This is a genomic window from Nibribacter ruber (assembly GCF_009913235.1).
Lineage (GTDB): Bacteria > Bacteroidota > Bacteroidia > Cytophagales > Hymenobacteraceae > Nibribacter > Nibribacter ruber.
Genome location: NZ_CP047897.1, coordinates 2,571,178 through 2,585,976, shown reverse-complemented (window position 1 = coordinate 2,585,976; position 14,799 = coordinate 2,571,178). Strand labels below are relative to the sequence as shown.

Here is a 14,799-nt window from a genome sequence, read left to right as displayed (position 1 = left end):
GCTGTTTTGGTGAAAAGCGGCTGAAAACGGAAAGCCGATTAGGGCATCAGGAAAATATCAATGAGAATTTTATTTTCTTCTCGCCATTTGAGCCAGCCGGTGGTTGGGTTAGCGCATTTGTCTATAAACTGACAAGGCTCGCCCTCATACGGGTCTCGCTCTAAGTTATAGAAACAATTGTACGTGACTTTCACCCAATCTCCATTCACTTCTAGCGGACAGAAGTGTTCATGGCCTTCAGGTATTTTTATGGATTCTGATGTCTCTGACGGATTCTTTTGGAGCGGTCTTTCATTTGCCGGACTGCCGTTTTCGTTTGTCGCCCTCCTGATGCCAACTCCATTTAATATGTAGTTTTCCCAGGTCTTAAATTCATATTCCTTCTTTTTAGGGAAGTATTTTATCTGGTTGTTATTCACCAACACTTTGTAAAAAGCCTTGGTCTGTTGTAGGCAGACAAAATGCATGATGGCGTATTCTGGCATATAATATTTAGAGCAAGTGGGTTTAGGAGGAGCATCGCTGGAGTACACATCCCATTCCAAATAACGGTCTGTTAAAAGACTATCATTGAAAAGCTCAAACGTATCTGGTGCCAGAACAAGGCCAATGCCTAGGGAGCTGGATTCATTATCATAACTGCATTCCTGGGTGGCTGCTTGCACTACCTCTTTAGATGGAGCCTCTGACTTATGAGAAATTGAATCTGAAACAATGGTAGATTCCTCTTTTGGAATGGGCGCTTTCTCTGATGGCTGGCATGAAACCATTGCAATGCAAAATAGGAGAATAAAGGGTAGTCTATACATCATCTAACTTTTACTTCTTGCCCTTCATCACCCAAACCACGTTGGTCTGTTCTTTTCTATCCTCAGCAAACGTCAAGAATAACAGTTCATGCAATTTGCCCAGACGCCAGTCTTCTACCAGGTTGTCATAGAACTTGCTTCCGGGATTGCCGCTTTGGCCGCCGGGGTACACGCCGTATGCTTTTACTTCTGGGCCCATTTCTACCACCATGCGCCAGGAGGGACCGTGACTGCCGTTGAGGGCGTTGATGGAATTGGCGCTCCCGCCAGCAAACAGCTTGGTGCCAAAACCGGGCAACCGCGCCATGTGCCCGATGCTGGAGTTCTTGTGATGTCCCCACTGCCATTGGTCATTCACCGTGCCGTAGTCTTTGGTCAGGCTGTCCACTGCTTGTGTAAAGGACACCTGAATCACGTCTTGCATGGTTTCCTTCTGCGGAGTTTCTATGTTGTCAAACCATTGGGCGTTGGGTTCCTGTAACAGCATCTGTACGGTCCTGTCACGGGCCGGGACTTTGAAGTTCTCCACGGGGAATTCGTCTCGCCAAGTGTTGCGGCTAAGCGCCTGCCACCATTCCTCAAACACCGACGGCGCGACCGCTTCTGCCACATACTGGTACTTCCAGGTGCTGAGCGCTTGATAGGCTTGACGCTGGGCAGATGTAAAGGCTTTGGTGTCTAGTTGCGCCAGCAAGGTGGGCAGGACATTCTGCGCATGCACATTGAAGTTATCCATCTGCAACAGCTTAAAACTGTCGGGTACGGCCTTGGTCATAGCGGACAGGCGTTGGTTGATGCGGGCACCGCGCTCATACCCTGCAAAAGAAGAACCTAAATAATATGGATAATCCTTGGGCGACACCGGTGATTGGTTGGCAGAACTCACAAAGCCTCTAGCCGGATTCATTACCTGCGGTACGTGGTCCATGGGAATCCAGCCCTGCCAGTCGTGGGTGGGGTTAGAGCCGTCCAGCAGGTACTGGCCTTGGCCTTTCCATTTGTTGGGGAAGAGTCCGTTGGAGATAATGGCAATGTTCTGGCTGTCGGCGTAGACAAAGTTGAAGGCCGGGGCCGCCCAGGTGGTCAGGGCTTTTTTGAAAGCGTGGTAATTGGTAGCGCGGTTCACGCTGTGCAAAGCCATGAGTTCGTTCTGGGTGTCATGGGCCGTCCATCGCAAGGCGTGACCGATGGGCGTGGTAGCTTTTCGGTAAGGTTCTTCATTAGGCAGATAGGCCACTGGGCCGTGGTGCGTGTACAGAACCGTGTCTATTTTAGAAGCCTTGCCTTTGATTTTGATTTCCTCTAACACGCGTTTGATGGGCTTCCATTGGTTGTCGTGCCAGTACTCCCGGCGGCTGGCGTCTTTGAATTTGACTTCGTACCAGTCCAGCACATCTGAGCCCACGTTGGTCATGCCCCAGGCAATGTGCTCATTAAAGCCAATGCCCACGCCCGGCGCTCCCGGAATAATCACGCCATACACATTCACGCCCGGCGCATGCAACTGCACCGCGTGCCAGATAGACGGCAAGGTTAAGTTCAGATGCGGGTCTGAGGCTAGCAAAGGATAGCCGTTGGCCGTACGAGTACCCGTCACGGCCCAGTTGTTACTGCCCAGGTTTTCGGGCTTCTGCCGTTCTAATGTATGAGAGGCCAAACCGGCCACAAATTCTGCCGGAGTAGCGGGAATGGGAAGCGGTTTAAAACTCTGCGGCGTGCCTACCGGAATAATGGGTTCTTCCCTGAAAGGATAGTCTGGGAAAAGGTCTTGCATGACCGAGTTTCCATATTTGCGCAGGTTGTTGGTCATGCGCAAATCATCAGAGAAACCGGTCATGTCATAGGCCAGCCTCTTCAGCAATAGCGCCGTTTTCAAAGGTGTCCAGGCCTCTGGCGCGTATTTCAGAAGCTTGTATTCCAATGGATACTCCCGCGGCGAAAGTTGTTTAATGTAGGCGTTGACCCCCGCGGCGTAAGCGTCTAATAAGGCTTTGGAGGCAGGGTCAGAAGAGAATTTCTGCAGCGACTCCTTGGCAGATTTCATCATGCCCATGCGGCGTTGGTACTGGTCCAGGGCCAAGGTCTGGTCACCAATAATCTCAGAAAGCCTACCCGCCGCGGCGTGCGTCATGAACTCCATCTGCCAGAGCCGGTCTTTAGCCGTGACGTACCCTTGGGCCAGGTACAGGTCATGGTCGTTCTGCGCGAAGATGTGCGGCACCCGCAAGGAGTCAAACCGAATCTGGACCGGCTGGCGCAGTCCTTCAATGGTCAGTTCTTCAGAGGTGAAATCTCCATTCCGTTCACTGTTCAGCCAAAAACCTTCATAGGGGCTCAGAAACGGCCCCAATGCGGGTACCTCAGTTCCATAGTTTCTGTTCAGTCCGTAGACAACCAATACTGCAAGGAAGGTGGCCAGAGCCGCTTTCAACCATTTCATAGAGGGAGGTGCAAAAAGATGCGTCCTGAAATATAGATGTTCCGCCTTCAGCGGACAATTAAATAGTAGAAATTACGAATTAGAAATAAGGTGGCGTGTTGCGTTTTCGTTTTTAGACTGTTTTCCAGAAAGTAGGTCAAAAACGGCAATGCCGCCTGCTCATAAGACCTCGTAGCGTGCGCCAGTACTTGCGAGCGTCTGTGTTAAAGACCGTCCATATTACAGATTCTCCCCTTTGAGGGTGGCGAAGGGGGGTGTTTACACCAGCAGATCTTTTATCGTCAAAGAAAGCAATGCGCAGGAGACAAGGCAGTGCCTGGTCTCTCCGATCAACACGTATGCCGTCCCCCTTTGAAGGGGGTAGGGGATGACTTACTCTTGCAGATAAACTTCAGCAGGAGAAAGCAATGCGTACCGGTTTCGCGGTGCCCGCGAGGGCAGTCAGGTGACTGCCCGGCATCCCCAGTCACGAGTCTGGAGACTCGCGCCAGATACAGGAAGAAGCCCCTCTCCCTGAGGAAGAAGCCCCTCTCCCTGAGGAAGAAGCAATTGCGCTATCGCGTTTTTGGCCTGCTTTCCGGAAAACAGGCCAAAAACGGCACGCAAAGAAAAAGCCGAAGCGGTGGGCTTCGGCTTTTTGTTCTTATTGAAGAGGATGGATTAAATGTCTCCTTTGGTTTTGTTGGTGCCTTTGATGGGTTGGCGTCCTCCTCTGCCTTGTCCCTGTTCCATCTGCTTGGCTAACATGGCGGCAAACTTCTCTTGCTGGGCTGGGGTGAGGATGGCGTTGATCTCCTGGGCGCGTTTCTGGGCTTCGGCCTGCATGGCTTGGCGGTCTGGACGGGTGCCGGGCGTGCGCAGTTTGTCCATCTCTTGTACGGAGGCCGTCACAATGGCGGTGATTTTAACCGTTTGCTCTGGGGTAAGGTTCAGTTGCTTCTGGTAGCGCTGCACTTGGGCCTGGGCGCGTTGCTCGGCGGTGAGGCTGGCTCTGGGGTTGCTGGAATTGGCCTGCTGGGCAAAGGCCGTGGTGCCTAGTAAGAAAAGTGCGAACACAAATGCCAACCGGGTTACTTTCTTCAATGTCTTCATACTATACAAGGGGATTAAAGGGTTTATGTCTTAGAACGCGAAACAGGCCAAAGGTTAATATACACGCAAAAATTTATTTCTAGTAGTAAGGCAGTCAGGCGAATAGAGGTGTTTTCCATTTTTTTGCCTTATTTTTAAGGACGCTTACCTAAAACTTGCGCCAAACTGACCTGACTACCCTTACTTTCTTTTAACGCTTTTTGAATGAAACGCTTAGTACTAAGTGCCCTGTTGCTGGGTGCCGGCCTCGCCGCCGCCGCGCAGAGTAACAAGATTGCCTTCACAGAATATGACCTGCCCAACGGCCTGCACGTGATTCTGCACCAGGACAAAACCACGCCCACCGTGGCCGTGACCATGATGTACCACGTGGGCTCCAAGAACGAAGATCCGCGCCGTACTGGCTTTGCGCATTTCTTTGAGCATTTGATGTTTGAAGGCTCTGAAAACGTGGAGCGGGGCAAGTACATTAACATGATTCAGAGCGCGGGCGGAACCGTAAATGCCAACACCTCCTTTGACCGCACCTACTACTACCAGATTCTGCCGTCCAACCAACTGGCCCTGGGCCTCTGGATGGAAGCCGACCGCCTCAAATCTGCCAAAATTGACCAGCAGGGTGTTGAGACCCAGCGCCAGGTAGTGAAAGAAGAAAAGAAACAGCGCATAGACAACCAGCCGTACGGCTCTTTGCTGGAAAACACTTTTGCCACCGCTTATGAAGTGTTTCCGTACCGCTGGACGCCCATTGGCTCCGCACAGTACATAGACCAGGCGTCTCTTCCGGAGTTCATGAACTTCTACAAGACCTACTATGTGCCCAACAACGCTACGTTGACCATTGCCGGCGATTTAGACGTGAACCAGACTAAGGCGTGGGTGGAGCAGTACTTCGGGAGCATTCCTAAAAGCAACATTCCCATCATCAGACCTAGCGTCACGGAGCCAGCCCAGATGGAAGAAGGCCGTCGCGTGATTTTTGACAATATTCAGTTGCCAGCGGTTATTCAGGCTTATCACATTCCGGCGCAGGGTACGCCAGATTCATACGCCATCAACCTGTTGACCACGCTGTTGTCAGGAGGGCAGAGCTCGCGGTTGAACAAAGCCTTGGTAGACAACCAGCAGAAAGCGGTGCAGGTGGCTTCTATCCCTATGCCCCTGGAGCACCCGGGCTTGTTCATCAACCTGGCCATTGCCAACATGGGCGTAGATGCCCAGGACCTGGAGCGGGCTTTGGACGTGGAGATTGAGCGCGTGAAAACCGAAGCCATCACCGATCAGGAATTCCAAAAGCTGCGCAACAAGATTGAGACAGATTTCATCAACGGTATTTCTACGCTGGAAGGCCGCACGGAGAAACTGGCTTCATACCACATGCTCTACAAAGACACCAACCTCATCAACACAGAGCTGGACAAGTTACTGGCCGTGACCAAAGAGGACATTCAGCGGGTGGCCAACCAGTACCTCACCAAAGAGAACCGCGTGGTGTTGCACTATCTTCCTAAGGAAAGATAATTTGAAGATGTAGAGATTTGAAGATTGGGAGAAGGGCCTTAACGCCGCTTTCAAGGCTTCAGCAGTATTCCTTTTTAGTTTAGATTTCGATGAAAAAATATATTTCTATTTTCTGTTTAGCGCTTTCTGCCGCGGTGGTAGACGTAGCGCAGGCACAACAAAAACCTCCCGTGGCAGGCCCCGCGCCTACCATTCAGCTGGGCGCGTATGAGTCGTTTGTCTTGTCCAATGGCTTGAAAGTATACGTGGTAGAAAACCACCAACTGCCTAAAGTGGCCATGAGCTTGGTCTTGGACCGTGACCCTTTGCTGGAAGGCGATAAAGTAGGCCTGACTTCGGCGGCGGGCTACTTGATGCGCAGCGGGACCGTCTCTCGCCCCAAAGACAAACTGGACGAAGAAGTGGATTTCATAGGTGCTACTCTCAGCACCAATGCGTCTGGCTTTTCTGCGAGTGGCTTGAAAAAACACTTGCCTAAATTGATGGAGCTGGCCGCAGACGTGACCCAGAATCCGCAGTTCAAGCAAGAGGAGCTGGACAAGTTCAAAAAGCAGATGCTCTCTAACCTGGCCGCCGGTAAAAACGACCCGGCTACCCTGGAGCAGAACCTGCAGCAGTCATTGCTGTTCGGGAAAAACCATCCGTACGGCGGCGTCATGACCGAGAAGACCGTGGAGAACATCACCCTAGCCGATGTGCAGAAGTACCATGCCACGTATTTCCGGCCCAACATTGGCTACCTGGCCATTGTAGGCGACGTGACCGTGAAACAGGCCAAGACGCTGGCTAAACAGTACTTCGGGAAGTGGCAGAAAGGAACGGTTCCTGCCACGGCGTACCCAGCACCAGCTGCCTTGACGGGTACCAGGGTGGCGTTCATTGACCGTCCTAACGCAGTACAGTCGCAGATTTCTGTCACCTATGCCGTAGACCTGAAGCCCAGCAACCCGGATGTGATAGCGGCTTCTTTGCTGAACAACATCTTGGGCGGCTCTTTTGCCCGCCTGGATGCCAACCTACGCGAGAAGCACGCCTATACTTATGGCTCTAACTCGTCGTTGTCTGCTGATAAGTTGGCTGGTTATTTTACAGCCTATGCCAGCGTAAGAAACGCCGTGACAGACAGTGCATTCACGCAGATTCTGTGGGAGATGGACCGTTTGCGCAAAGAACCAGTAAGCGCCCAAGAGCTGCAGAAAGTGCAGAGCATGATGACCGGCTCGTTTGCGCGTTCACTGGAGAATCCTTTGACGGTGGCCATGTTCGCGATCAACACCGCCCGTCACGGCCTGCCCAACGACTACTATGCCAACTACCTCAAGAATGTGGCATCCGTTACTCCGGCAGACATTCAGCGGGTGGCTCAAAAGTACCTGCAACCAGAGAATGCGTACCTGGCCGTAGTGGGCAACGCTCGTGAAGTAGCCGGTTCTCTCAAGCGCTTCAACACCAGCCAGCCCATTGCCTATTACAACGCCTACGGCGAGAAGACCGAGGCGCCCATCAACTCACTTCCGGCGGGCGTGACCGTGGAGAGCGTGCTGGCTTCTTACATCAACGCCATTGGCGGGCAAGCCAACGTGGCCAAGGTGAAAGACCTTACCCTCAAGCGCACCATGAAAGTGCCGGGCGGTGAACTGGCCGTAATCCAGCAGCAGAAAGGTTTTGATAAAATGCTCCTGACTACCAAATACGGGCCAGACGAACTCAACCGCGTCACCATTAATGGTAATCAGGGAGCCATCAGCTCACAGGGCCAGGTGAAAGAGCTGAGCGCCATAGAAGTGCAGGACCAAAAATTGGAAGGCATTCTCTTCAGCGTACTCAATTACAACAACCTGGGCGTACAACTGGCTTTGAACACCATGGAGAAAGTAGAAGGCCGCGATGCCTACAAGTTGGAACTGATCCTGCCCAGCGGCAAAAAATCTTTCCACTACTTTGATAAAGAGACCGGCTTGAAAGTACGCGAAGTAGCCACAGAGCAAACCTCGGTAGGCACCGCCAACCAAACCACCGACCTCAAAGACTATCGCGAAGTAAACGGCATCAAGTACCCGCACCAGATTGACCTGCACATTGGCGGTCAGGTATTGTCTTCTACCGTCACCAGCATTGAAATCAACAAAAACCTGAAAGACGATTTGTTCAAAGTGAAGTAAGGGTTCTCTAAATTGCAGCAACCGCTTCCGTTTTTGGCATGTTTTCAAGAAAACAGGCCAAAAACGGAGGCGGTTTTTTTGTGCCTACCCAACAGTAGAAGTATCCTCCCAAGGTGCTTCTCAGATCAAGCAGTTCGTAATCCAATCCCAACGGGAACCTCTACAAGGAAACCAAAGGAAGCCGAAAGAGTCGTTCTTAGTTTCTCTCTTCTTCTTATCATCCTTTTTTACCTCTTTCTTCTCCCTCTCTAATTATCCTCTCCTCCCTTTGTCATCCTGAAAGGATCTTGGTGGCGAAATAGACAGTCAGTAGCTATAAAACACTAATCCTCTATTCCTCTCTTTTACAAACCAAAATATTCCTCTTGGTGAACGCTGCAACAGTTCGCCACTAAGATCCTTTCAGGATGACAAAATAGGGAGGCACTGATTTATAGATAATGTGAACTTCCCACTTCTTGTTCACCGCCTGACCAACCTTTCTTTCCTTTAGTCTTCAGGAGTTTTACCAGCAAACCTCTCATCGTTTTTAGCCTGATTTCTCAAAAAGAAGCCAAAAACGAAAAGGAATATTCTCCGCTTGAAAGTTTACCTAAATAACTCTGCATACTTGACCACAACTGGACCAGACTGTCCAATACTGGACAGTGGGTCTACTTTATGACCGCTGTAAATAGTTGTGAATCAATAATATATAATTTGGCACGCGGCTTGGATAGGGGAAGGCAAGAAACCTTCAAGAAAATGGATAGAGAATTACCCCAAACCGTTGTTCAGCAAGCCAGGCGCCGCCAAATCTGGCTCATTGGTGGAGTGATGGTCATTGTGCTACTGGCCGTGGTGGGTTTCCGGATGCTGTTGGAGACCAGAGTGGCCAAGTCTGACCTTCGGTTTGCCACGGTGGAGGTGGGCGCCGTGGAAGCATCATTGACTGCAACCGGTACTGTGGTGCCTGAGAACGAAGAAGTCATCACCAGCCCCATCCAAGCCAAGATTGAGCGCGTCTTGCATACCCCCGGCGACCAGGTTACCGCTGGCGAGTCCCTGTTACAATTAGACAAGCAACTGGCCCAAACTTCCTTTGAAAAACTCAGAGACGAGCAGCAGCTTAAGCAAAACAAAACCGCCCAGGTAGAAAATGACCTCCGCAAAAACGTGAACCAGCTCCGTTCGCGCTATGCTGTGCAGGAAGTGCGCGTGAAAAGCCTGCAGGCCGCGCTTGCAGATGAACAATATCTACTTTCTATTGGCGGCGGTACCAAGGAGAACGTCAAAAAAGCCGAGCTTGATTTGAAAGTAGCCTCATTGGAACTGACCCAACTGCAACGCCAAATCAAAGATGAGCAGGAGGCCGCCCGCATCGGCATGAAAGACGTGGGTTTTGAGCTGGAGATGAAACGTCGAGACATTGGCCAACTACAGCGCCAGCTAGACCAAGCAGATGTGAAGGCTTCCCGCAAAGGCGTGGTGACCTGGGTGAATGAAGAGATTGGCGCCACCATAAACGCCGGCGAACCACTTGCCCGCGTAGCCGACCTCAGCAGCTTTAAAATAAAAGCCACCATCTCAGATACCTATGCTGAGCAGTTGAAAGTGGACGGACCTGTAACCGTGCGCATCAACAACACAGATTTGCGCGGCGAGATTGCCAACATTCAGCCCAAGGTAGAGAACGGCATCATCACCTTTTATGTGCGCCTGCAAGAGAAAAACCACCAGGCCTTGCGCTCTAACCTGCGGGTAGAAGTGTTTGTGCTCACAGATTTTAGGCCCAATGTGCTGCGGGTGAAGAACGGCCCTTTCTATACAGGCGCCAAAGAGCAGGCCGTGTTTGTAGTGCAGGGAGATAAAGCCATTAGGCGCACGCTCAAAACCGGGGCTAGCAACTTTGACTTCGTGGAACTGCAAGGAGACATTGCCGCCGGTGAGCAGATCATTCTCTCTAACACCAAGGAGTACGCGCACTTAGAGGAACTTCACCTCACCAATAATTAGGCTGCGCCATGAAAAAGACTCTATATTATATAGTGTTGGGCTTAGTGACCCTGGCGCCTGGAGCCTACGCTCAGCAGACGGTTTCGTCGGTGGGCCGCCAACTCACGCTGCAAGAAACCATTGATCTGGCTTTGTCCTCTTCTATTGCGGCCAAACAGGCCGTGACCAACAAAACCAGCAGCTACTGGCAGTACCGCACGTTCAAGTCCAACTACCGTCCGCAGCTTATCTTAAAAGGTACGTTGCCAGACTTCAGTAGAACCAATAAGGCGGTAGAACAACCAGACGGGACCACAGAATACCGGGCGGTGTCCATCAGTAACTCAGACATGGCGTTGTCGGTGAGTCAGTCTATTGGGTTGACCGGGGGCGAAGTGTTTGTGACCTCCCTTACCCAGCGCTTCGATGACTTTAACCGCGGCATCAGAAACTATAATTCGTTCCCGGCCATCTTTGGCATCAACCAGCCGCTGTTTGGCTACAATGGCCTGGCCTGGGATAAAAAGATTGAGCCACTGCGCTACCAGGAGGCCGAGCGCCAGTATGTGGAAGACCGCGAGACACTGGCCACTACCGCCACCCAACGCTTCTTTGAGGTGTTGTTGCAACAGGTGAACCATGAGATTGCCTCCAAGAACGTGACCAACAACCAGGCGCTGTTCAAAGTGGCCGAAGAGAAATACAGATTAGGCAGACTGTCCCGCAATGAGTTGCTGCAACTGAAGCTGAGCCTCATGAACGCCCAAATGGCCCAGGCCCAGGCCGCCACTGAGCTGAAGACCGCCACCATGCAGTTTGCCGCTTATGTGGGTTTGCCTCAGGGAGAGAAAGTTACCGTAATGGCGCCGCAGGAAGTACCCGAACTGCAGGTAGAAGAACAAGCGGCGCTGGACCAGGCGCGCCAGAACCGCAAGGAGCACTTCCAGTTCCAGCGGAAGGTGTTGCAGGCCCAGCAGGACGTGGCGGCTGCTAGGGGCAACGGTGGCTTCAATGCCAATCTATACGCTACCTATGGCCTTTCTAAAAGCGCGCGCAACATTACAGAAAGCTTCAGCAGCCCAGAAAACCAACAGCAGGTAACAGTAGGGTTCAGTCTTCCTATTGTAGATTGGGGTCAGCAGAAAGGGAGAGTGAAAACGGCGCAGGCCAAACTGCAACTTACCCAATACACGGTAGAGCAGGAACAGACGGCCTTTGAACAGAGCGTCCTGACGCAGGTAAACCAGATAGAACTACTTCAGGAGCGCCTCAAAATCACCGCCGCCGCAGACTCTATTGGCCAGGAACGCTACGACATCACCAAGGCCACGTTTCTGGTGGGCCGCATCAGCATTACAGATTTGAACATTGCTTTGCAGGAAAAAGACCAGGCCCGCCGGGCTTTTATCTCGGCCCTGCAGGATTTCTGGGTAGCTTATTACCGCCTGCGGGCGCTTACTTTATATGACTTTGAACGCGGTCAGCCCTTGCTGGCCAATGAGTAATCGTTTTTTTGCCTCTTTTCCGGAAATCAGGCCAAAAACGACAGTACCTATTGCGCCTTGTTCAACAGGCGATGAAGAAGAAAATAGTACAATTAGAAATTAGCACTTTAGCACATTAAAGACTATGATCCAGTTATCTAACATTGAAAAAGTCTACCGCACCAAGACCATAGAGACGGTAGCCCTCAACTGCGTGAACATGCACGTGGAACGCGGCGAGTTTGTATCCATCATGGGCCCCTCGGGTTGCGGAAAGTCCACCCTGCTCAACATCATGGGCCTGCTGGATGAGCCTTCTGCCGGCCAGGTAAGCATTGACGGCCTTCCCGTGAAAACGCATTCAGACAAGCAACTGGCCAAGCTCCGGAATGAGAAAATAGGCTTCGTCTTTCAGAGTTACCATCTCATTCATGACCTATCTGTGGTGGACAACGTGGAGTTGCCTCTGCTGTACCGCAATATTTCTGGCTCAGAGCGCCGCAAACGTGCGTTGGAAGCCTTGGAGAAAGTTGGATTGAGCACTCGTACTCGTCACTTTCCTAGCCAACTGTCAGGTGGTCAGCGCCAGCGTGTGGCCATTGCAAGAGCGCTAGCTGGTAACCCCGAGATTATCCTGGCAGATGAGCCTACTGGTAACCTGGACAGCGTGATGGGCGAGGAGATTATGGACATCCTGCTAAGACTCAACAAAGAAGAAGGCACCACTATTGTTATGGTGACGCATGATGAGCACATGGCCCACAAGACCAGCCGTCTCATCAGGTTCTTTGACGGCCAGCAGGTGGCAGATTCATTGGTATTGGAAGCCCAGATTTAAGACCACGGCCATGTTAAAGAACTACATAAAAATTGCCTGGAAGGTCTTGCAACGGCGCAAGTTCTTCACCTTCATCAGCCTTTTTGGCATCAGCTTTACCTTGATGGTGTTGATGGTGGTGACTTCATTGTTTGACCATGCCTTCGGTCCGCAAATGCCAGAGCGTGATACAGATCGTTTGCTGTTTGTGAACATGATGCGGGAACAGGGCGAAGAAGGCTACAACACCAGCGGTCCCCCCAGTTATTATTTCCTGGACCATTACGTGAAAAGCCTCCCGACCCCGGAAAAAGTCTCCATCAGCTCTGTGTTCAACATGGTGAACAGCTATGTGAACAACCAGAAGCTGGCCCTGGACCTGAAACACACAGACCGGGCCTTCTGGGAGATTCTGGACTTTGAGTTCCTGGAAGGCCGCGCCTTCAATGAGCAGGAAGTAGCCAATGCCAGCCATGTGGCGGTCATCAACCAGAATACCCGCAAAAAGTACTTCGGGGATGCCGCCGCCATTGGCCAGGACATTGTGGTCAACCAAGTCACCTACAAGGTAGTGGGCGTGGTGAAAGACGTGCCGGTGTTGAGACTTAACTCTTACGCAGATGTGTGGGTGCCTATCACGTTGCGGCAGAATGAGTTTAAGAACGATGGGCTGCGCGGTACATTCATGGGCATCATCCAGGCCAAAACCGCGGGTGACCTGCCTAAAATCAAGGACGAATATGCCCACATGATGACCCAGGTAGAGATTAAAAACCCCAAGGAAGTGTCTCAACTGTTTTCTTTCCCGGACACTATTCTGGAGTTCTTCGCCCGCAGTGCCCTGGGCAGAGGCCAGGACTCTAAGATTGGCTTGTTCTACACCTTGCTGGCTTTGGCGGCCTTTTTGTTCATGCTGTTGCCTACCATCAACCTGGTCAACATCAATATCAGTCGCATCATGGAGCGGTCCTCAGAAATTGGCGTGAGAAAAGCCTTTGGTGCATCGTCTAAGGTGATTATTGGCCAGTTTGTGGTGGAGAACGTGTTCCTGACCTTGATTGGCGGTTTACTGGGGCTGGTGCTTTCTTTGGGTGTTATGCACCTTATTAATAACAGCGGCATTATTGTCTATGCAGACCTGGGGTTGAACATAAGAGTGTTTGCCTGGGGTATTCTGCTGTGCCTGGTGTTCGGGCTGATTTCTGGGGTTTACCCTGCTTATAAAATGTCACGCTTAAACGCCGTTGAGGCACTAAGAGGAGGTACAAAATGATACGCCATCTGTTTAAACTAATCTGGAACCGGAAGAAAAGTAACTTCCTTCTGATTTCTGAAATATTCTTCTCCTTTCTGGTGCTGTTTGGGGTGATCAGCTTCGGGCTCTACAATTACCACAATTACCAGAAGCCGCTGGGCTTTGCCTATGACAACGTCTGGTTACTTTCTCTGGAGACCCGGTCAGATTCTGCGGCCCAGAACGCCCAGACCCAGGAGCAGATCATGCAACGGGTGCGCAGCTTCCCCGAGGTGGAACATGCGGCCTTCTCAAGCAGCAACGCCCCGTTTTCTTTCTCTTCTATGAACAACCGGCTTGCCTATGGCAACGTCAAAGATTATGACGCTAACCAGTATGACGTAGAAGATGAGTATAAAGACGTGATGGGACTAAAAGTGGTGCAGGGCCGCTGGTTCGGGCCGCAGGACGGGACCTCTCTGCGCCAGCCCATTGTGATTAACCGCAAGCTGCAGCAAGACTTGTTCCATGACGTGGACCCTATTGGGAAAGTGATTCCTATGAATGACTCTGTGCAGTACCAAGTGATTGGCGTGACGGATTATTTCAGGGCCTCCAGTGAATATAGCGCCGAAGACGGAGCGTTCTTTACCCGCATTGACCGTCAGAAGAACAACGAATGGCGCTGGAACAGTCTCTTGATAAAAGTGAAGCCGGGTACGGGCGTAGAATTTGAAGAAAAGATGATGCGCGAGCTGGGGCAGATTGCCAAAGGCTGGACCATGGATGTTTCTACCCTGGAGAAGATGCGCCAGAACAAGGCCAATTTCACGTTGGTGCCTTTGATTGCTCTGGCCGTGGTGTGCGGGTTTCTGGTGTTCAACGTGGCCTTGGGACTGTTTGGCGTGCTGTGGTACAACATCAACAAGCGCACCGGCGAGATTGGATTGCGCCGCGCCATGGGTGCTACTACCCGCCAGATCAGAACCCAGTTTGTAGGCGAAGTAATAGTGCTGGCTTTCTTTGGCGTAGTGCTGGGCTTGTTGCTGGCCGTGCAGTTTCCGTTGTTGGATGTGTTTCAGGTGTCTAGTGAGATTTACTGGCAAGGCATTGTCTTGGCGGGCCTCTTCATCTTCCTGCTCACCGCCTTGTGCGCCCTGTACCCTAGCCGCCAGGCCTCTGGCATACAGCCGGCCGTGGCCTTGCATGAAGAGTAGGGCCAGCCCCTCTCCAGTTGAGAGGGGGAACTACGCTCCTGCGTTTTTG

10 protein-coding genes are annotated in these 14,799 nt (G+C 51.7%); 7 read left to right on the top strand and 3 right to left on the bottom strand.

Annotation, left to right across the window (positions count from 1 at the left end; all coding sequences use genetic code 11):
- Positions 1-38: 38 nt before the first annotated feature.
- The 3 genes from GU926_RS10850 to GU926_RS10840 all read right to left on the bottom strand — a co-directional run bounded on the left by GU926_RS10850 (position 39) and on the right by GU926_RS10840 (position 4,341).
- A complete protein-coding gene (locus GU926_RS10850) occupies positions 39-770 on the bottom strand; it encodes a hypothetical protein (protein WP_160691747.1) in 732 nt (243 codons plus the stop codon).
- Between the two features lie 49 nt (positions 771-819).
- On the bottom strand, positions 820-3,249 hold the full coding sequence (locus GU926_RS10845; protein ID WP_160691745.1) for a penicillin acylase family protein: 2,430 nt from the start codon (positions 3,247-3,249) through the stop codon (positions 820-822).
- A gap of 660 nt (positions 3,250-3,909) precedes the next feature.
- Positions 3,910-4,341 (bottom strand): hypothetical protein, encoded by a 432-nt coding sequence (locus GU926_RS10840; RefSeq protein WP_160691743.1) that lies wholly within the window; start codon positions 4,339-4,341, stop codon positions 3,910-3,912.
- Positions 4,342-4,545: 204 nt separating this feature from the next.
- On the opposite strand from GU926_RS10840, the gene GU926_RS10835 reads away from it, so the two are divergent.
- The 7 genes from GU926_RS10835 (at position 4,546) to GU926_RS10805 (ending at position 14,750) form a co-directional block, all read left to right on the top strand.
- Complete coding sequence (locus tag GU926_RS10835; protein ID WP_160691741.1) at positions 4,546-5,862, top strand: M16 family metallopeptidase; 1,317 nt, start codon at positions 4,546-4,548, stop codon at positions 5,860-5,862.
- Positions 5,863-5,951: 89 nt separating this feature from the next.
- Positions 5,952-8,024, top strand: coding sequence for an insulinase family protein (locus GU926_RS10830; RefSeq protein WP_160691739.1), 2,073 nt, complete (start codon positions 5,952-5,954; stop codon positions 8,022-8,024).
- Between the two features lie 744 nt (positions 8,025-8,768).
- Positions 8,769-10,019 carry an efflux RND transporter periplasmic adaptor subunit gene (locus tag GU926_RS10825; RefSeq protein ID WP_160691737.1) on the top strand — a complete coding sequence of 417 codons (1,251 nt, stop codon included), beginning with the start codon at positions 8,769-8,771 and terminating at the stop codon, positions 10,017-10,019.
- 8 nt (positions 10,020-10,027) lie between these two features.
- On the top strand, positions 10,028-11,503 hold the full coding sequence (locus GU926_RS10820; protein ID WP_160691735.1) for a TolC family protein: 1,476 nt from the start codon (positions 10,028-10,030) through the stop codon (positions 11,501-11,503).
- A gap of 124 nt (positions 11,504-11,627) precedes the next feature.
- On the top strand, positions 11,628-12,320 hold the full coding sequence (locus GU926_RS10815; protein ID WP_160691733.1) for an ABC transporter ATP-binding protein: 693 nt from the start codon (positions 11,628-11,630) through the stop codon (positions 12,318-12,320).
- 10 nt (positions 12,321-12,330) lie between these two features.
- Positions 12,331-13,572 carry an ABC transporter permease gene (locus GU926_RS10810; protein WP_160691731.1) on the top strand — a complete coding sequence of 414 codons (1,242 nt, stop codon included), beginning with the start codon at positions 12,331-12,333 and terminating at the stop codon, positions 13,570-13,572.
- Positions 13,569-14,750 (top strand): ABC transporter permease, encoded by a 1,182-nt coding sequence (locus tag GU926_RS10805; protein WP_160691729.1) that lies wholly within the window; start codon positions 13,569-13,571, stop codon positions 14,748-14,750. The genes GU926_RS10810 and GU926_RS10805 overlap by 4 nt, the downstream gene beginning before the upstream one ends.
- Positions 14,751-14,799: the final 49 nt, after the last annotated feature.

What these genes read in the sequence shown, in the direction of transcription:
- GU926_RS10850 (WP_160691747.1), bottom strand. Translation starts at nt 770, where the DNA reads ATGGTTTCATGCCAGCCATCAGAGAAAGCGCCCATTCCAAAAGAGGAA.
- GU926_RS10845 (WP_160691745.1), bottom strand. Translation starts at nt 3,249, where the DNA reads ATGAAATGGTTGAAAGCGGCTCTGGCCACCTTCCTTGCAGTATTGGTT.
- GU926_RS10840 (WP_160691743.1), bottom strand. Translation starts at nt 4,341, where the DNA reads ATGAAGACATTGAAGAAAGTAACCCGGTTGGCATTTGTGTTCGCACTT.
- GU926_RS10835 (WP_160691741.1), top strand. Translation starts at nt 4,546, where the DNA reads ATGAAACGCTTAGTACTAAGTGCCCTGTTGCTGGGTGCCGGCCTCGCC.
- GU926_RS10830 (WP_160691739.1), top strand. Translation starts at nt 5,952, where the DNA reads ATGAAAAAATATATTTCTATTTTCTGTTTAGCGCTTTCTGCCGCGGTG.
- GU926_RS10825 (WP_160691737.1), top strand. Translation starts at nt 8,769, where the DNA reads ATGGATAGAGAATTACCCCAAACCGTTGTTCAGCAAGCCAGGCGCCGC.
- GU926_RS10820 (WP_160691735.1), top strand. Translation starts at nt 10,028, where the DNA reads ATGAAAAAGACTCTATATTATATAGTGTTGGGCTTAGTGACCCTGGCG.
- GU926_RS10815 (WP_160691733.1), top strand. Translation starts at nt 11,628, where the DNA reads ATGATCCAGTTATCTAACATTGAAAAAGTCTACCGCACCAAGACCATA.
- GU926_RS10810 (WP_160691731.1), top strand. Translation starts at nt 12,331, where the DNA reads ATGTTAAAGAACTACATAAAAATTGCCTGGAAGGTCTTGCAACGGCGC.
- GU926_RS10805 (WP_160691729.1), top strand. Translation starts at nt 13,569, where the DNA reads ATGATACGCCATCTGTTTAAACTAATCTGGAACCGGAAGAAAAGTAAC.